The sequence below is a fragment of the Stenotrophomonas sp. NPDC078853 genome (genome assembly GCF_044901215.1).
In the GTDB taxonomy this organism is placed as follows: Bacteria; Pseudomonadota; Gammaproteobacteria; order Xanthomonadales; family Xanthomonadaceae; genus Stenotrophomonas; species Stenotrophomonas lacuserhaii.
Window position 1 is genome coordinate 223,573 of the sequence record NZ_JBJDOQ010000002.1, and the last position, 17,986, is coordinate 241,558.

Here is a 17,986-nt window from a genome sequence, read left to right on the forward strand (position 1 = left end):
GTGTATCGCGTGAACCGTACTTCTTTCTCTACAAGTGGGGGTGAACAGAGTCCAGTCATCTTGAGATCGCGCGTCTGTAGAAATCGCGTAGCCGCGAGGAGGTTTTATCGCTATCGAACTCTCGTTCAACCAGCTCCCGGGAGCTAATTGCTATACGACCAAGAGCGTCGGAATCTGCCATTGCCTTCCTGACCGTGCTTAGGAAAGACTGAACATCATTCTCTTTGAACAGAAATCCTGTGACTTCATCAGAGATTATTTCAGGAATGCCTGAGTGATCACTGCCAATGCACACGACTCCAAGCGCCATGGCTTCCTTAACTACGTTGGGGATACCCTCCGAGTCTCCGTCCGCCGCAGTCCTGCTCGGCGCAAGCATGAAGGTGCTCGCGGAGATAATGTCAATCGATTCCTGATGCGTCTTGGATCCATGGAACGTGACGCGATGTGAGAGACCCAGGGTTCCAGCCAAGAGCTCGAGTTCAGCCCTAAGCGGCCCGTCGCCGACGAAGCTGAGCGTAGATGAGTCATCGAGGGCCGCGAGCATCTTGAGCGAAAGATCGTGTCCCTTCTTCTCGACCATGCGGCCCACCTGGACGAACGTGACAGCTGAGCCTAAAGTTGCCCTGTCGCCCGAGTACCTCAGCGCGGTGACCGGTATGCCCGAATAGATGATCTCACTGGGGATGTCCCCTAGCCCCAAATCTGCCAGCCGCGCCGCCAAGCTTTTCGATACGGAGCAAATTCCGTCCAGTCGGTTCGCGTTTTTGATCATCGTTAGCTCGCCAGAGGCGACCGCGCCAATCTTAGTTACGTCGTAACCCCTAACGTAAGAGACGATTGTTACGCAGGGATTGGTGCCCAGAATGCGGTGGGCCGCGACAACTGGCACTGCCATGGTCAAGAACTGGGCATGCACGACGTCATGGCTGTTTCCGTGAGAAAGCCGATGATAGGTGAGCGCCCCGATGATGCTTCTAAATCTCAGCCCCCTCCATGCCATTTCCAGTGAATAAAGTGGGCTAAGGAAAAGACTAAAGATGGCATGCAAGATAAGCGAAATGATGCGGAGACGCCCGCCTCGATGCGAGCCGGCGGGATAATGAACTGCCACGTCACCACTGCGCACGCGGTCCCACAAATAGGGCGAAAGGCGCTGGAGCAATGGCTCATCAAATCCGTTCAGTGCATAGACGCTCAGCCCGATCCCGTCTTGGTCCAGCGACTGCGCCAAGCGCACGATGAAGGATTCCGATAGGACGGGGAAGCGATTAACGACGAGTGCGACTTTCATTGATGAGAAACGCTCATTTTACAAGAAAGGTCGACAGCGCGGCTTCAACACGCCCCAGGCCTTCTGCGATCACACTGCGATCGGGGGCGTAGCTGGCCAAGTCGTCAACTGCCTCCGTAAGAACGTTGCGCTGCAGGCGGCTTCTCGAGATGCAAAAGCGCTCGAGGGCAAGTTGCTTATAAAGGCGAATCGTCTTCTGATGCCCTGGGATCGCGATGGCACGACCGCCCTGGGCTATTGTGGTAATTCCAACATGCAGTTTGCTGGTGACAACTAGCTCATACGTGGCCACCCGAGCTACCAGTGAATCTACCCCTGTATAGGGAAAGAAATTGCACTCAGCGAGCCCGGCGTTCGTTGCTGCTTGTGCGTACTTCAGTCGGCTCTCTACCGTATCGCTGGGTTTGTTGTCGAAGATTACGTCGACATGGGATATATGCATAGAGGCCGCCGCAAGACCCTGAAACACTTCGTCCATTTCTTGCGTTGAGAAATTATCGATGTGAAGCGCAACGCCGGAGCGCGTGTGATCTGCAATCGGCAACGACAACGCAAGGTCAACGCACGTGCCGGAGTTCCGATGTGAGATCTTGTACGCCTGCATGAACTTGAGCGATTCCGCATCGCGCACTAGTACCAGCTCGGCACTCTGCATAAAAGAGCGAACTTTCATCCGCAGCAGTTTATTGCTGATCGGACCAAAGCCTGCACCGATGACGGCCCGGCGCGCATTCGTAAAGCTGCCTGTCCAGGCCAAGTGGCGGCGATAGTTCCGGATGGACCATTTGACGTTATCGAGCAGCTTGCTGGATCGCTCGCCGAAGTATCCGCCGCCGCCGAAGAGGAGATGCGTCACTTGATCTCTCTTATCTTTGGGTACGACAGGATAGCCAATATCCTGCAATTCTCTCTCATCACCTTCAACCGCGAGAAAGACGTTGCTTCTGCCGACGTGCGCCGCTGCCATGTCGCAGAGGATGCGTACGAGAAGCGTATCGCCATAGTTGTCCGCGAAGTACGATCCGTGCACCGCGACGATTCTATTATTTTCCACTTGAAGCCCATCCGCTCTTGATTCGAAGGAATTTCTCTTGCTCTAAAAGCTGCGAAGTGAGTGCGGCGTCTCTGTGGCCTACGACACGTTGAGCACTACCCACTACAATCGCCCCTGCCTCAACGTCTTTGGAAACAGTAGTTCCCATGCCGATGACCGCACCGTCACCAATCGACACTCCAGGCAGAATCTCACAGTTCATTCCGATCCAAACATACTCGCCAATCTTAATTGGCCTCAAAATATTAGTTCGGTCATAAGGCAGGAGAGTGCCGTTCATATTGTGATTCACAGTATGGAGTACCACGTTCCTTGATATATGCGTATATGAGCCGATAGAAATTCCCCCGGTGGCTCGGATGAAGAAATTCCTGCCGATATAGACGTCGTCTCCCAGCTCAAGTTTATCGGGGTCTATCAGGCGTCCATCTCCCTCGAAGACGCACATGCGGCCCTTATGTGGAATCCGCTCCAGGGCTGCGGCACCCAAGGCTTTATCGAAAAACCCTTGGGCTTGTTTATATGCAGTGGCGATGTGTATCAGCAGGCTGCGGAGCAGTTCCTTCGGCATCAGTCACCTCTGGTTGCGGATTGATCGAACGACGTCGAAGAACACGAATGTGTAGTGCGCTGAAATCACGACTGAATATACGTATATGGTCGATATCGCGCTCAGCCCTATGCGGTAGCAGATCGCAAATACGCCAACTACGAGGGCTGCTCTAATGCAATGTAAAGCCAGGACTTGCTTTTGGTTGCCGTAAATATTGTAAGCCATGATCAAGGGTGAGGCGACAAACTGGAAAGGTATGTATATTGAAAGAGCCCTGGCGAACTCGCCGGCTTCAAGCCAGTTGTTTCCGAATGCCAATGTGAATATTGATGGCGCGACAATAAATATTCCGGCAGCGATCAGCAGGCCGATGGCGAAGAGTCGTACGGCCATATATCGGGTCAATTTCAGTGCGGTTTCGCAGTCGCGCCTACCTGTGGCGGCCAGTTCCGCGTAATACACTCTGCTTGCATTTTGGCTAATCAACATCAAGGGTACGGCGATAGCCTGGAAGGCGAGTCCCAGCTGCCCGGTAGTAGAGCTCCCCCACATGTAACTGCTGAAAATAATCGGCGTCTGGGCCGCAAGTGAATAGATGAAGTGTGACGGAAGTTTGTAATATGCAAACTCAAGGTGTCGAAGAAAAACTAGCGATAAATGGCGCGGCGTGAAAGACGCGGCTGACTTGCGAATGGCGCGGAAGTAACTCTTCAAGATGCCAAGAATCCCGCCGCTTTGCTGGACCAATTGGCCCACTATGAGGCTGAGCGGGCCTGGTGCGTAGAATCCGCCAGCTACCTTGAACACGGTCCCACTAATGGTCTGCCATACCTGTGAGCGAGAGATGGCGGAGTACTGCTTCTCCCTTGTTGCCCACATGGTAAGTAATTCGTAGGAGGCAAATCCCGCCCCCCCTATTGGAACGAGCCACCAGTAGTGCGTCCAGAAGCCATCAAGTCGCCCGAGCAGCAGATCAGATGCACCCGTTTTCAGTAGAACAAGCGATATGAGTAGCATTGCCGCGGTCATCCCAACGATCAGAATGGTATTCAGCAGCAGAAGAGCTCTTGCGCGAAACGCGGATGTTGGGATTGGAAGCGCTACGACGTAACGTAGCGTGAGCACCGAGCCAATAATTGTTGTTACTGACACATAAAGCGATAGTCGTCCGAAATCCGCTGGGTCATACAGCCTCGTTAGGACTGGCATCACCGCTAGTCCGATTGCTTTCGCAGCAGCGCTGCCCAGGATCAATGACATGGTTCCGCGCATTACGCGATTGTTGAATGACTCCCGAAGTAGGTCGGCTAGTCTGCGAAATCGCATCTAATGGGGTCCAAGTATTGCGCGCCAGGGTTAATGGGGCGGGGGATGACGGTAGTGCACTGTGCCTTTCAGACGGACTTTACTTGGGTAGTTGATAAAAGTCGCGGTACCAGTCGGCGAACCTCTCGATGCCCTGTGAAAGAGAGGTTTTAGGTTTAAAGCCGTAATCAGCTGCGGCGTCTCCTATATCCGCGAACGTTGAAATAACGTCGCCCGGCTGCATTGGGAGGTAGTTCTTCTCTGCACGCTTGCCCAGTGCGTGCTCCAGTATCTCTACGAGGTCCAGAAGCTTTTCGGGCCGGTGGTTTCCCAGGTTGTAAACGCGATGTGGCGTCTTGTCTTGGGCAGAGAGTGCGGGCGATGTCACTGCCTTAAATAACCCATCGACGATGTCATCAATATAGGTAAAGTCCCGTTCCATCTGGCCGCGGTTATAAATATCGATGGGTTTTTCCGACATTATCGCGTTGGCGAACTTGAAATAGGCCATATCTGGACGGCCCCAAGGTCCGTATACGGTAAAGAACCGAAAACCCGTGATTGGGAGGCGGTATAGATGGGCGTATGTCTGGCACATGAGCTCGTTCGACTTCTTCGTCGCCGCGTAGAGCGAGACCGGTGCGTCGGTGCGATCTGAGGTTGCAAACGGTTGTTTTTTGTTTGCGCCGTAGACGGAAGAGGAGGAGGCGTAGACAAGGTGAGCGACACCCGTATTTCGACACCCTTCCAGAACAGTGAGCGTACCTGCCACGTTGCTATCAATGTATGCAAACGGGTTCTCAATGGAGTAGCGGACGCCGGCCTGAGCTCCGAGGTGCAGGACGGCATCGAAGGACATTGATTCAAAGAGAGTGGCGATTGCGGCCCTGTTGGAAAGATCAAGTTCCTTGGAACAATAAGAGTTGAATCCACTCAGAAGCTTGAGTCGCGCCGTCTTCAAGCTGACATCGTAATAGTCATTGAGGTTGTCGACTCCCACCACCTCGTGGCCTGCTTCGAGCAGGCGTAGAGAGCTATGAAAGCCGATGAAACCCGCTGCGCCCGTAACTAGAATTTTCATTTTCAGTCTCAATCAGCGCCAAAAAGATCGCGGCTGTACACCTTGTCGACCACGTCCTGCAGGTCCTCGGTCACCCGATTGGCCACGATGACATCCGCCTCGCGCTTGAATGCCTCGAGATCCTTCTCCACCCGCGACCCGTAGAACGTCGCTTCATCCAGGACGGGTTCGTAAACGATCACTTCAATGCCTTTAGCCTTGATGCGCTTCATCACGCCCTGGATGGCGGAGGCGCGGAAATTATCCGATCCGGCCTTCATCACCAGCCGGTGAATGCCAACAACCCTCGGCTTGCGGCGGATCACCTCATCGGCAACGAAGTCCTTGCGGGTCCGGTTTGCATCCACGATCGCATTGATCAGGTTCTGCGGCACGTTGCTGTAATTGGCCAGCAACTGCTTGGTGTCCTTCGGCAGGCAGTAACCGCCGTAGCCGAACGAGGGGTTGTTGTAATGGCCGCCAATGCGCGGATCCAGGCTCACGCCTTCGATGATCTGCCGCGTATCCATGCCGGCAGTGGCAGCGTACGTATCCAGTTCATTGAAGTAGGCAACGCGCATCGCCAGATAGGTGTTGGCGAACAGCTTGATCGCCTCCGCTTCTGCGGCGTCGGTGTACAGCGTCGGCACGTCCTTGCGGATGGCGCCTTCCTGCAGCAGGCCGGCAAACGTCGCGGCGCGCTCGGAACGCTCGCCTACGATGATGCGGCTTGGGTGCAGGTTGTCATACAGCGCCTTGCCTTCTCGCAGGAACTCCGGCGAGAAGATGATGTTCTCAGTGCCGAACCGGGCCCGCAATTCTGCCGTGCAACCCACAGGCACCGTGGATTTGATGATCATCACTGCATCTGCATTGACTTCCAGCACATCGCGGATCACCGACTCTACTGAGGAGGTGTTGAAGTAGTTGGTCTGCGGATCGTAGTCCGTCGGCGTTGCGATGATGACGAACGAAGCGCCTTCGTAAGCCTCGCGTCGCTCCAGCGTGGCAACCAGGTTCAGTGACTTGTTGGCGAGGAAATCTTCGATCTCGAAGTCTTCAATAGGCGCCTTTCGCGCGTTGATCTTTTCCACGCGTGCGGCATTGATATCAAATGCAACAACCTGGTGGTGCTGCGCCAACAGGACAGCATTGGACAGGCCGACATACCCTGTCCCGGCCACGGCAATCTTCATTGCGGGGGATCCTTTGTATCTTCTACGCACTGCGATGGGGGAGGCAGGAATGACGAAGCCAGTGAAGGCGCGTGCCCCCTCAGACGCGCCACTGTTCGCCACTACCCGTTACTGATGGAACTTGTGCCGCTGGGTGCTCCCTGTAGGGCCGCTCCCTGCAAGCGTAGGGGATCGTACTACAGGCAGATGCGACAGATTCCATCGGAATCACACTTGAAGCCATCGCAGGCATGGCGTGATTCATTCTCGCCTGTGCTTCGATTGATCGGGTCACCGGAGTGTATTGCGCTGGCATGGGGGCTGGTCCTTCAGTCCTTTGGCTATTGCCCGATACCCTATGGGCTCCCTGCGCGGTGAGTCATGAACGGATTCATGCCCTCGACAATCGGGGCAGTGATGATACCAATCGTGGGCTCACGCGGCATGCGCAATCTTGCGTCAGCAGACACGCCTTACTACAAACGAGATTCGTTGGAACTGCGTCACACTTTTCTCGGGCCCAGCCTGGCATAACGGCCCGCTCGTTTGCTGTGATGCGGTAAACTGTCGCGCTTGGCCCTGAGCATCGGTGTCAAGTGCTTGATGGGGAAAGGAATTGGTCCCTTCTACAGGCTTCATGATGCGACGTGGTTGGTGGCCCGTAGGAGCGGTTGTCCTGGGTTGCCCTGATATAGAAATCCGACCGATCCGCCCTGCGCCTTGCGCGGCTGGTCCTGAATCAAGTGGAAGCAATGACAAAGCAAACGGGATCAAGTGTGGTCAAGGAAGACGAGATCGATCTGCGGGAGCTGCTGGGTGTTCTGATTGACCGTAAGTGGTGGATCATTGGAACGACCGCGCTGTTCTTCATCGTCGGCGCAGCCTACGCACTGCTCGCCTCGCCGGTGTACCAGGCGCAGTCCATGGTGCAGGTGGAGTCGAAGGTGCCAGCTATCCCCGGCATTTCGGACCTCGCATCGATGGGTGCCCCGACCAGTGCGGCTGCGACGACCGAAGTCGCGCTGCTTACCTCGCGCACCGTCATTGGTACTGCGGTGGACCAGTTGCAGCTGGACACCGTGATTACCCCGCGTCGATTCCCATTGGTGGGCGAGTACTTCGCACGCAAATTCAAGCCGGAAACCCCCGACGCCGTCGCGCCGCCGCGTTTTGGTGCCAGCAGCTATGGCTGGGGTGGCGAAGCCGTGCAGATTCATCGCCTGGACGTTCCTGCGCAGATGATCGGCGCGCCGCTGGTGCTGCAGGCCGGCGCTGCGGGCAGCTTCGTGCTGTACGACGATGAGGGCGAAGAAATCCTGCGCGGCCAAGCGGGCAAGGCGGCCGAAGGTCGCGGCGTAACGCTGGAAGTGGTCGCCCTGCGCGCCAACCCGGATACGCGCTTTGATCTGGTCAAGCTGCGTCGCTTCGATGTGGTGTCCAGCCTGCAGGAGGCCGTGCAGGCGGTGGAGCAGGGCAAGGAATCGGGCATTCTGCAGCTCAGCTACGAGAACGAGGATCCGATGCTGGCAGAGGCGGTCATCGCCCGCGTCGCCGATGCCTACGTCCGCCAGAATGTCGAACGCAGCTCCGCTGAAGCAGCCTCACAGCTTGATTTCGTGCGCGAGCAGCTGCCGGTTGTCCGCCGCCAGGTGGAGCAGGCGCAGGTCGCCATGACCGCTTATCAATCGAAGGCGAACTCGGTCGACATCACCATGCAGACCAAGGGTCTGCTGGACCAGGAGGTTGCCGTTGAGGCCAGCATCCAGCAGCTGCGCCTGAAGCAGGCGGAGATGGATCGCAGCTTCACCCGCGAACATCCCGCCTACCGCGCACTGCTGTCGCAGATCAGCAGCCTGGAAGGCCGCAAGGTCGGTTTCCAGCGCCAGGTCGGCCAGCTGCCGGATACGCAGCAGGAACTGCTGCGCCTGACCCGTGACCTGCAGGTCAGCAACGAGATGTACACCGCGCTGCTCAACCAGGCCCAACAGTTGGACGTTGCCCGTGCCGGTGCCGTGGGCAACGTGCGCATCGTTGATCCGGCCGCCGTGGACATCGCCCACCCGGTCAAGCCGCGCAAGTCGCTGATCGTGGCCATCGCCACCCTGCTTGGCGCTTTTCTCGCCACGGCCTTCGTGTTCCTGCAGCGGATGCTGAACCCCGGCATCGAAGACCCCGCAGTTATCGAAGAGCTCGGCCTGCCGGTCTACGCCACGATCCCGCTCAGCGTCTCAACCGCGCTGCCGAAGCTGCGCAAGGGCAAGCACGGCACCCGTGTTGTTGCCGACGGCCGCCAGCATCTGCTTGCGGTCAGCTCCCCGGCAGATCCCACGGTGGAAGCGCTGCGCAGCCTGCGTACCAGCCTGCACTTCGCGATGCTGGAGGCGAAGAACAACATCCTGACCATCTCCGGCCCGCGTCCGGGCGTCGGCAAGACGTTCGTGTCCAGCAACCTGGGCGCGGTCATCGCACAGGCTGGCCAGCGCGTGCTGGTGATCGATGCGGACATGCGCAAGGGCACCCTGCACAAGCTGCTGGGCATCTCGCACCAGAAGGGCCTTTCGGACGTGCTGGGCGGCAAGCTGGCAGTCGAGGCGGCCATCCATCCGGTGCCGGGTCTGGACAACATGCACTACATGGTGCGTGGTGACATTCCGCCGAACCCGGCCGAGCTGCTGATGCACCCGCGCTTCCAGCAGATGCTGGAGTCGCTGTCGGCGCAGTACGACCTGATCATCGTGGATACCCCGCCGATCCTGGCCGTGACCGATGCGGCGCTGGTCGCTACGCATGCCGGATCGAGCCTGCTGGTCACCCGTTTCGGCGTGAACCAGGCGAAGGAAATCCTGCTTACCCTGCAGCGCTTTGAACAGAACGGCGTGCAGATCAAGGGCGCGATCTTCAACGCGGTGGAAAAGCGTGCGACGGGCTATTACAGCTACGGGTACTACGAGTACAAGTCCGACGGCAAGGATTGAGGCTGTTGTTCTGAGGGCCAAGGCGTGACGACCAACGGTCGTCACCCACCGATTGCAGACGCATGACGGCCAGCGGCCGTCACTACCTGGGCCTTTGCCCGGCGGGAGTATCATTTCCCCATGTCACACACTCCCCTTGATGCGTCCCGCGCGGACGCGACGCCGCGCTGGCGGCATTACTGGAAACTGATGCGCGCCGATCGCCCGATCGGTACGTTGCTGCTGCTTTGGCCCACCTGGTGGGCGCTGTGGCTGGCGTCGGGCGGGCTGCCGCCGCTGTGGACGCTGTTCGTGTTCACCGCCGGGGTCTGGCTGACCCGTTCGGCCGGTTGCGTGATCAATGATTACGCCGACCGCTGGCTGGACCCGCACGTCAAGCGAACCAAGGATCGTCCGCTGGCCAGCGGCGCGGTGCGTGGCCGGAACGCGCTGATGCTGTTCGCGGTGTTGATGCTGGTGGCCTTCGCCCTGGTACTGACAATGAACTGGCTGACCGTGGCGCTGAGCTTCGTCGGCATCTTCCTGGCGGCGAGCTACCCGTACCTGAAGCGCTATACGCACCTGCCGCAGGTGTACCTGGGCATGGCCTTCGGCTGGGGCATTCCGATGGCCTTCGCTGCCGTGCAGGGTGAGGTGCCGGCACTGGCGTGGCTGCTGTATGTGGGCAACATCCTGTGGTCCACCGCGTATGACACGTGGTACGCGATGGTGGACCGCGATGACGACCTGAAGATGGGCTCGCATTCCACCGCCATCCTGTTCGGGGATCTGGATCTGGTGATCCAGGGCGTGTTGTACGCGCTGTTCCTGGCGGCGATGACGCTGGTGGGCGTGCGGGCGGAGCTGGGGGTGTACTACTTCGTTTCGGTAGGCGTGGCGGCCGGGCTGGTGGCGTATGAGTTCTGGCTGTGCCGCAATCGCGAGCGCGATCCGTGCTTCAAGGCGTTCCTGCATAACAACTGGGTGGGGGCGGCGCTGTTCGTGGGGATCGCGGTGGCACTGGCAGTCAGGTAGCGCCGAGCCACGCTCGGCGAGCGCAGCGGCAAGAGCGTGACGACCAACGGTCGTCACCCACCCATGCAACGGCATGACGTCGTCATCGGAACGTCACGATCCAGGCTACGGCTGAATAGGCCAAAGCACGCCGCGCCATGAACACATGCAATCCCAGTATGAACTCTTAAGGTGCTTGTTCCATAAGGGTTTCGGGGTGTTTTGCAGGCGCGGAAACAACGTCGTGACGCCGTCCTCCACACATGCGCACACATGGTTAACCAGCGTCTGCAGAGGATGGCCATGACCGCGGCATTCCGCATGCGGCTTTAGGGAGACATCCAGATGGCCAATCAGCAGAATCAGCAGAACCAGAAGAACCAGCAGGGTCAGCAGAACCAGCAGGGCCAGCAGAACCAGCAGGGTCAGCAGGGTCAGCGCGACCAGCAGCAGCAACAGCAGCAGGAACAGCAGCAGCGCAACCAGAACCAGCAGCAGGGCACCAACGAAGAAGAAGAATGAGTTGTTGCACTGAGCTGAAGAAGCAGAGCCCCGCACCCGCGGGGCTTTGTTTTTGATGGCCCTCAGCGGCTGTGCACGCTCCAGCCTTGGCCGGCATCGGCCACTTCCGCAGCCCCATGACGCGCTTCAATCTCCACCACCAGTCCCTGTGCATTCGGCAGGTCCACCTGTTCGGGGAACCAGTGACGCGTGGCATCCACCAGGATCAGCAGGCCTTCGTCATCGCCCATCGGTGCGAACACCTGCGAAGGTTCCGACAGCGGCTGCAGCCCGAAGCGCTCGCTCAACACGCGCTGCGTCGCCGGCACATCGGCAACCGGCAAGCCGACCTCGCTCAGGCAGGTGAGCTCGCTGCCATCGAAGGGCCCCACGTGCGATGACGCAGGCAGGCGCCGCCGGCCGATCAATTCCAGTATCAGCCCATCCGGGCCAGTGAAGTACACCGACTGGGACTGCCAACTGCTTTCAAGGGCGAAGTAGTCCTTGCCATCGGGCGAACGCTGCAACGGCGTGCGCGCGCGCAGCCAGGACATCGCCTCGGCGAAGCGGTTGTCCGGTACGTTGAAGGCCAGGTGCACGCCGCCGACCGGCCGGGCATCGGCGGGAGCGAGGGTGATGGTGCTCCAGCCAATCACTACCTGGTATTCGTGCACGGGCAGCTGCAGCGCGTCGCGAAAGTAGCGGGCGACGCTATCGAGATCGGATACGGGAAGGGTGAGGTTTCGGATACGCATGTTCAGTCACTGCAGGGGACCAGGGCCCATGCCTCTACTGACGTGATTCTAGCGCACGCGCGCCGGCTCATTGCCCCGCTTGCCGGGCCACTTCCGCTGCCCGCAGCACGAAGCGCTGCACCTTGCCGCTCGGCGTCTTCGGGACCTCACTGACGAACTCCACCAGCCGCGGATAGGCATGCGCGGACAGTCGTGTCTTCACGTACTGCTGCAGTTGCGCGGCCAACGCCGCATCGCCTTCGATGCCATTACTGGCGATCACGAAGGCCTTCACGATCTCGGTGCGCTCCGCATCAGGAACGCCGATCACCACCGCCTCGGCGACGGCGGGATGTTCCAGCAGCGCGCTTTCCACGTCGAACGGACCGATCCGATAACCGGACGAGGTGATCACATCATCGGATCGCCCGATGAAGCTGATCGAGCCGTCGTCCTCGCACTCCACCGTGTCGCCGGTCAGATAATAGCCATTGCGGATGGCCGGCGTGTCCGTGCCGTAGTAGCCGGTGAACCACATCAGCGGCGAGCGCGCGATGTCGATCGCCAGGATGCCTGGCGTTCGCGGGGGCAGCTCGCGGCCGTCATCGTCCAGCACCGCCACGCGGTAGCCCGGCATCGCGAAGCCGGACGACCCCGCACGCACGGCGTGGTCCAGCGCGTGATGGTTGTTGACCACCATGCCGGTTTCGGTCTGTCCGTAGTGATCCAGTACGGTGGCGGACAGATGGGCAGTGAACCAGCGCGCGATCTCGGCATTCAACGGCTCGCCGGCACTGCTGACCGCCCGCAGTTGGCCCGCGACGCGCGCGGCCGATGCCTCGCCCGCCGCAATGATCTGCCGGTAGGCGGTCGGCGAGCCCGCCAGGTTGGTGACGCCTAGCCGTTCGATCACCTCGTGCAGGCCCTGCACGGTGAACGGCGCCTCGTTGAAGGTGGTCGCTTCGCCGAGCATCAGCGGGCCGATCACCGCGTAGTACAGCCCGTAGGCCCAGCCGGGATCGGCGATGTTCCAGAACACGTCGCCGGGCCGCAGATCCACCGCCAGCTGCATGTAGCTGGCGAAGGACATCAGCGCCCGCAGCGGCACCGGAACGCCCTTCGGCGCGCCGGTGGTGCCGGAGGTGGAGAGCAGCACCATCAGCGCATCGCCGCGCAGCAGCACCGGTTCGAAGGGTGCGCTGTCGGCGTCGGCCAGGCGCGCGCGCCAGTCGATGTCCGCTGCTTCAGCAGGCTGGTCGGCGGGGAGAATCGTGGCGACCGGCGGACAGTCTTCGACATCATCCAGCTTGTGCCGGTTGATGTGATCGGTGACCACCAGTCTGGTGCGGCCGGTGCGCAGCCGCGATTCGATGGCCTTGGCCCCGAAGGCGGTGAACAGCGGCTGGTACACCGCGCCTACGCGCCACGTGCCGAGGATCGTGGCCACCAGCTCCGGCGTGCGCGGCAGCATGCCGGCCACCACGTCGCCGCGGCCGATGCCCTGTGCGGTGAGCACATGCGCGACCCTGGATGCGGCCGCGCGCAGGTCTTCGAAGGTGTACAGGTGCAGGCTGCCGTCCGTGCTGATCCAGCGCAGCGCCAAGCGATCATTCCCGCAATGGCGGTCACAGCATTCCACGCAGGCATTGAGCCCGTTCTGCAGGTCTCCGTGCAGGCGGCTTTCCCAGTCGTGGAGGTTGAAGTCATCCACGGCACGTTGATAGGTCATGGGGGAGCTCCGGGGCGTGTCTGGCACGATAACCGGTTGCGTGTGGCTGTGGGTGGGTCTCGCCTAAGCCCCTCGATCCAACTGGCGATAACCGATCGCCTCGGCCAGATGCGCGGTATCGATGCCATCACACCCCGCCAGGTCCGCAATCGTGCGCGCCACCCTCAGTATCCTGTGCATTGCACGAGCAGACAGCTGAAGCCGCTCGATGGCCTGCTCCAGCAGATTCTGGTCGGCCTCGGAGAGGTGCGCACACAAGCGAAGTGCCTTGCTGTCCATATGCGCATTGAGCGCGCCACGCTGCAGTTGGCGTTCGCGCGCAGCGATCACCCTTGAGCGAACATCCGCACTGCACTCGCCTGCCGGAGCCCCCTCGCGCAGCTCTTCTGGCGAAAGCCGCGTCACCGTGACATGGAGGTCGATGCGGTCCAGCAACGGGCCGGACACCCGGCCACGATAGCGCTGGATGCGCTCACTGGTGCACAGGCAGCGGTTGCTGCGATCCCCGGCCCAGCCGCAGGGGCACGGGTTCATCGCGGTGACCAGTTGGAAGCGTGCGGGAAACACCGCACTACGCGCCGCGCGGCTGATCCGGATATGGCCCGATTCGAGCGGCTCACGCAGGATCTCCAGCGCCATGCGCGACCACTCCGGCAGTTCGTCCAGGAACAGCACCCCGTTGTGCGCCAGCGAGATCTCGCCGGGGTGGGGCGGGTTGCCGCCACCGGCCAATGCGGCAGGGCTGGCGCTGTGGTGCGGCGCGCGGAACGGTCGCTGCCGCCAGCGACGCGGGTCCAGGCCACTGCCGCTGATCGAGGCGATGGCTGCGCTCTGCAGCGCCTCGGCCTGGCTGGCCTCGGGCAGGATGCCGGCCAGCCGGGAGGCTAGCAGGGTCTTGCCGCAGCCAGGACTGCCAATCAGCAGCAGGTGGTGACCGCCAGCCGCAGCGACCTCCAGCGCACGCCGCGCATGCGGCTGGCCGCGCACATCGGTGAGGTCCAGCGGCGGATCGGCCTCGATGCTGGCACGTTCGGCGCGGGGCAGGCGGGAGGGATTGTCCACCGATGCACAGACTTCCAGCAGCGTGCGCGCCACGCGCACATCCGCATGCTCGGCCAGCGCGGCTTCGGCGGCATTGGCGGGCGGCACGAACAGCGTACGGTTGGCCTCCGCTGCGGCGATGGCGGCCGGCAGCACGCCATCGACCGGGCGCAGTTCGCCGGTGAGCGCGAGTTCGGCCACGTACTCGTGGCGGACCACCTGCTGCGGGTCCAGCTGGCCACTGGCGGCCAGGATGCCCATCGCAATGGCAAGATCGAAGCGGCCCCCCTCCTTGGGCAGATCCGCGGGGCCCAGGTTGATGGTGATGCGGCGCTGCGGGTAGTCGAAACGCGCACAGAGCAGCGCCGCGCGCACGCGTTCACGCGATTCGCGGACGGTGGTTTCCGGCAGGCCGACGATCTGTGTAGCGGGCAGGCCACCGGACAGATGCACCTCGACACGAACCAGCGGCGCATCGGCGCCGGCACGGGCGCGGCTGTGGACCAGCGCGAGGCTCATGCGGTGACTCCCTCGGATGCAGGAACCCAGTGTGGTGCAGGCGGTGCTGGCTGTACGTCGGTGGAGGGAACGCAGTACTGTAGGTGGAGCTACTTACGATCGCTGCTACATCGGGTGGGCTACTCAAGCGAAGGAGACGCGCAGCATGGTCGGGAAAGCTTCACGGGCACGTACGTATACCGCCTTCGGTATTGCAGCACTCTGCTGGGCGCTGTCGGCGAGCAACCTTGGCTACATCTCTTTCTTTTACGCCTTCGCTTTGGCCGCAAGTCTTGCCGCACAGTGGTTGTGGTTCAAGGATGTTCCGCTGTTGACGGCGTCGAGGGGGCTCGAGTTCTACGTGCTGCTGTGCGCGAGTGCGTTGGTGTATCTGCTTCCCTCGGCACTGTCGGGCCGCCTGCTGTCAGATGCGTTCCAAGTGCAGCAGACGGCGATATGGGCAGCCGTCACTGTGGCCGTGCACGCAGGTGGTGTGTTGCTTGCGATGCGGCTGAATTGGCGGCGCGGGGCGGGCGTTGCCCTCGCACTATTCGTTGCCATGGTGGCAGCATGCGGTGGGAGATGGGTGCAGTCAGGCGAAGAAGGTCCGCCGATGCTGGCGGTGTTGCTTCCGGTGATCGGCTACTTGCCCGGTGTTGCGGCTGCAATTGATAACGTGCCGATCCAGGTGAACCTGCCGGCATCGGAGTGAAGGACGGCGGGAGGCCACGTGTTCCGCCCACCAGCGCTTCTGCTGTGTCAATGCCTCCGAAGTGACTATGACGACAGTCGCCGGCTCCCCTGATGAAACGCTGGCTTATCTCGCGGCACCACGCTTCTTCACCTGCTTCTGCAGCATGGCCATTGCTGTGTCTGGCACGTCGATTTCTACGCGGATGCCCAGCTCGGTGAGAACCTGAAAAAGCTTCTGCCACTGCACGGTTCCTCCCCCGCGCTCTACCTTGGCGAGGAAGTTCTCGCTGACGCCGACACCTTCGGCGGTATCGTCCTGGCGCATGCCTTGAGACTTACGCGTGGCACGAACCAGCGGGCCCAGGTCCTCATAGCTCTTGAGCGTGATCTTCATGCGGAATCCTGCCAATCGTTCGGATTTCTGACCTGGCGGGGCTACTTTAGTCAACAATCCTCAAGATTGTAAGGATTACGCGCGTAACCACGCTAGCCAGCCCGGATGTGTTGATGGGGCTGTTCCGATCTGACGATCACCTATCAGCGTTTCGCGGCTTCACTCACGCGGTTTTCCCGTTTCGCCAGATCCTTGCCGACGAGATAGCCCGCGAAGAGAACGCAATACACCAGCGCAACCGCACCCATGATCACGTGGAACGTCTGCCTGCTCTTATCCGCCATATCACTGTCACTCCATTGACTGAAAGGGACTCGCTCCGCTGCGCCTTGCAGAGTTTGCCACACAGTGTCGAGCAAGCTCGACACTACGTTGCCGCTGCCTGCGTTAGAACGGAAACCGACTTCAAACAAAGGGCTCCCCCGATGGGCATGTTGGTTAATGGCGAATGGCAGACCGGTACCGCGGGCGGTGCCGGCGAAGACGGGCACTTCCATCGCGAAGAATCCACCTTCCGCCGCTGGCTCACCGCAGATGGCGGCGTCGCGCCAAACGGGCAACCGGCGCTGATTGCAGAACCCGAGCGCTTCCGGCTGTACGTCAGCCTGGCCTGCCCATGGGCGCATCGCGCGTTGATCGTTCGCGCGCTGAAAGGGCTGGAACCGCTGATCCCGCTGTCCATCGTGAACTGGCATATGGGCGACAACGGCTGGAACTTCGCGCCGGGCCCCTTGGTGACGCCCGATCCCGAGCGCGGCGCGCAGTACCTGCACCAGCTGTATCAGGCCGCCAAGCCCGGCATGACCGGGAAAGTGACCGTCCCCGTGCTGTGGGACCGCACCGAGGGGGATATCGTCAGCAACGAATCGGCCGACATCATCCGCATGTTCAACGACGCCTACGATCACCTGGGCGCACGACCAGGCAACTACTATCCCGAAGCGCTGCGGCCGGAGATCGATCGCATCAACGAGCGGGTGTATGAAACGCTCAACAACGGCGTTTACCAGGCCGGCTTCGCCGCCACGCAGGAAGCCTACGACGAAGTCATCGGGCCTTTGTTCGAAACACTGGATTGGCTGGATGGCCTACTGACGGATCAACAATGGCTGGTCGGCGGGGTGATGACCGAGGCGGATATCCGGCTGTTCACTACGCTGATCCGCTTCGACTCGGTCTATTACGTGCACTTCAAGTGCAACGTGAAGCGAATCGCCGATTACCCCGGCCTGCATGCGTTCGTGCAACACATGATGGCCATCCCGGAGGTGGAGGGGACGGTCAATTTCGAGCACATCAAACATCATTACTACGGTAGCCACAAACACATCAATCCGTCCGGGATCGTGCCGGCAGGCCCTGTGGTGCCCTACTGAGGGGGGGGGGTGATTTGCCTTGCTCGCGACGATGCCCGCCCCAACCTGAACAGGGGTCGGTTCATGTCCGGGTACGCAATGTTCCGGCAATCTTCGGCGACGAGATTGAACCGTGCGGGGACAGCACAACGCCCGCTTCCCGCAACTGATCACCTGTCCTGTTGGAGGATTTGACGATGCTTACCTCAACCGCTTCCGTATTCCGTGGCTTGGCCCTGGCATTGGCACTCACCGCCGGCGTTACCGTCGCCAGCGACGCCGATGCCATGTCGCGCAAGGACAAGAACACTGCGATCGGTGCAGTGGTCGGTGGTGTCGCAGGTCACGTCCTGTCCAATGGTGATCCGTTGATGACCGTAGGCGGTGCGGTGGCCGGCGGTGCGATCGGCAACGTGACCACCAAGGATCGCCGCGACAACCGCAACTATCGCTACGACCGTGATCGTCGCTATGACCGCGACTACCGCTACGAGCGCAGCAGCCGTCACGACCGTCGCGATGACCGCCGTCATTGGAACAACGGCCGTCGTGGGAATGATCGCCATCATGGTGGTTGGCGCTGAGTTGATTCCGGCATCGGGGTGACGACCAGCGCCGTCACTACCAGTCAA

Annotated in this window: 16 protein-coding genes; 5 read left to right on the plus strand and 11 right to left on the minus strand. The window is 60.6% G+C overall.

The features are described 5' to 3' along the window. Positions 1 to 55: 55 nt before the first annotated feature. The 6 genes from ACI2JH_RS03240 to ACI2JH_RS03265 all read right to left on the minus strand — a co-directional run bounded on the left by ACI2JH_RS03240 (position 56) and on the right by ACI2JH_RS03265 (position 6,462). Positions 56 to 1,294, minus strand: a complete 1,239-nt coding sequence (locus ACI2JH_RS03240) for a glycosyltransferase (protein WP_404735435.1) — start codon at positions 1,292 to 1,294, stop codon at positions 56 to 58. Between the two features lie 13 nt (positions 1,295 to 1,307). Next, positions 1,308 to 2,348: a polysaccharide pyruvyl transferase family protein gene (locus ACI2JH_RS03245; RefSeq protein ID WP_404735436.1), complete on the minus strand. Its 1,041-nt coding sequence runs from the start codon at positions 2,346 to 2,348 to the stop codon at positions 1,308 to 1,310. Continuing rightward, the gene (locus ACI2JH_RS03250; RefSeq protein WP_404735437.1) at positions 2,338 to 2,919 is read right to left on the minus strand and encodes an acyltransferase; all 582 of its coding nucleotides are present in this window, start codon (positions 2,917 to 2,919) and stop codon (positions 2,338 to 2,340) included. Before ACI2JH_RS03250 ends, ACI2JH_RS03245 begins: the two co-directional genes overlap by 11 nt. Positions 2,920 to 2,922: 3 nt before the next feature. Further along, entirely contained in the window at positions 2,923 to 4,161 is a 1,239-nt protein-coding gene (locus tag ACI2JH_RS03255; RefSeq protein WP_404735438.1) for an oligosaccharide flippase family protein, read from the minus strand. A 145-nt stretch (positions 4,162 to 4,306) separates the two neighbouring features. Then, entirely contained in the window at positions 4,307 to 5,287 is a 981-nt protein-coding gene (locus ACI2JH_RS03260) for an NAD-dependent epimerase (RefSeq protein WP_404735439.1), read from the minus strand. 8 nt (positions 5,288 to 5,295) lie between these two features. After that, positions 5,296 to 6,462: a nucleotide sugar dehydrogenase gene (locus tag ACI2JH_RS03265; RefSeq protein WP_404735440.1), complete on the minus strand. Its 1,167-nt coding sequence runs from the start codon at positions 6,460 to 6,462 to the stop codon at positions 5,296 to 5,298. A gap of 731 nt (positions 6,463 to 7,193) precedes the next feature. Between ACI2JH_RS03265 and ACI2JH_RS03270 the strand changes: the two genes are divergently transcribed. Continuing rightward, positions 7,194 to 9,416 carry a polysaccharide biosynthesis tyrosine autokinase gene (locus ACI2JH_RS03270; RefSeq protein ID WP_404735441.1) on the plus strand — a complete coding sequence of 741 codons (2,223 nt, stop codon included), beginning with the start codon at positions 7,194 to 7,196 and terminating at the stop codon, positions 9,414 to 9,416. A gap of 120 nt (positions 9,417 to 9,536) precedes the next feature. Further along, positions 9,537 to 10,430, plus strand: a complete 894-nt coding sequence (ubiA, locus tag ACI2JH_RS03275) for a 4-hydroxybenzoate octaprenyltransferase (RefSeq protein WP_404735442.1) — start codon at positions 9,537 to 9,539, stop codon at positions 10,428 to 10,430. A 105-nt stretch (positions 10,431 to 10,535) separates the two neighbouring features. On the opposite strand, the gene ACI2JH_RS03280 is transcribed toward ubiA, so the two are convergent. From ACI2JH_RS03280 to ACI2JH_RS03295, 4 genes are all read right to left on the minus strand, one after another. Continuing rightward, positions 10,536 to 10,967 carry a hypothetical protein gene (locus tag ACI2JH_RS03280; protein WP_404735443.1) on the minus strand — a complete coding sequence of 144 codons (432 nt, stop codon included), beginning with the start codon at positions 10,965 to 10,967 and terminating at the stop codon, positions 10,536 to 10,538. A gap of 26 nt (positions 10,968 to 10,993) precedes the next feature. Next, positions 10,994 to 11,665 carry a VOC family protein gene (locus ACI2JH_RS03285; protein WP_404735444.1) on the minus strand — a complete coding sequence of 224 codons (672 nt, stop codon included), beginning with the start codon at positions 11,663 to 11,665 and terminating at the stop codon, positions 10,994 to 10,996. 67 nt (positions 11,666 to 11,732) lie between these two features. Next, positions 11,733 to 13,373, minus strand: coding sequence for an AMP-binding protein (locus ACI2JH_RS03290; RefSeq protein WP_404735445.1), 1,641 nt, complete (start codon positions 13,371 to 13,373; stop codon positions 11,733 to 11,735). Between the two features lie 63 nt (positions 13,374 to 13,436). Next, the gene (locus ACI2JH_RS03295; RefSeq protein ID WP_404735446.1) at positions 13,437 to 14,933 is read right to left on the minus strand and encodes a YifB family Mg chelatase-like AAA ATPase; all 1,497 of its coding nucleotides are present in this window, start codon (positions 14,931 to 14,933) and stop codon (positions 13,437 to 13,439) included. Between the two features lie 145 nt (positions 14,934 to 15,078). Between ACI2JH_RS03295 and ACI2JH_RS03300 the strand changes: the two genes are divergently transcribed. After that, positions 15,079 to 15,624: a hypothetical protein gene (locus ACI2JH_RS03300; protein ID WP_404735447.1), complete on the plus strand. Its 546-nt coding sequence runs from the start codon at positions 15,079 to 15,081 to the stop codon at positions 15,622 to 15,624. Positions 15,625 to 15,729: 105 nt separating this feature from the next. Here the strand turns inward: ACI2JH_RS03300 and ACI2JH_RS03305 are convergent, their stop codons facing one another. After that, entirely contained in the window at positions 15,730 to 15,999 is a 270-nt protein-coding gene (locus ACI2JH_RS03305) for a helix-turn-helix domain-containing protein (protein ID WP_404735448.1), read from the minus strand. Between the two features lie 425 nt (positions 16,000 to 16,424). Between ACI2JH_RS03305 and ACI2JH_RS03310 the strand changes: the two genes are divergently transcribed. Both ACI2JH_RS03310 and ACI2JH_RS03315 read left to right on the plus strand, forming a co-directional pair. Then, positions 16,425 to 17,375 (plus strand): glutathione S-transferase family protein, encoded by a 951-nt coding sequence (locus tag ACI2JH_RS03310; RefSeq protein WP_404735497.1) that lies wholly within the window; start codon positions 16,425 to 16,427, stop codon positions 17,373 to 17,375. 176 nt (positions 17,376 to 17,551) lie between these two features. Next, the gene (locus ACI2JH_RS03315; RefSeq protein WP_404735449.1) at positions 17,552 to 17,938 is read left to right on the plus strand and encodes a glycine zipper 2TM domain-containing protein; all 387 of its coding nucleotides are present in this window, start codon (positions 17,552 to 17,554) and stop codon (positions 17,936 to 17,938) included. The last annotated feature ends 48 nt before the right edge of the window (positions 17,939 to 17,986 follow it).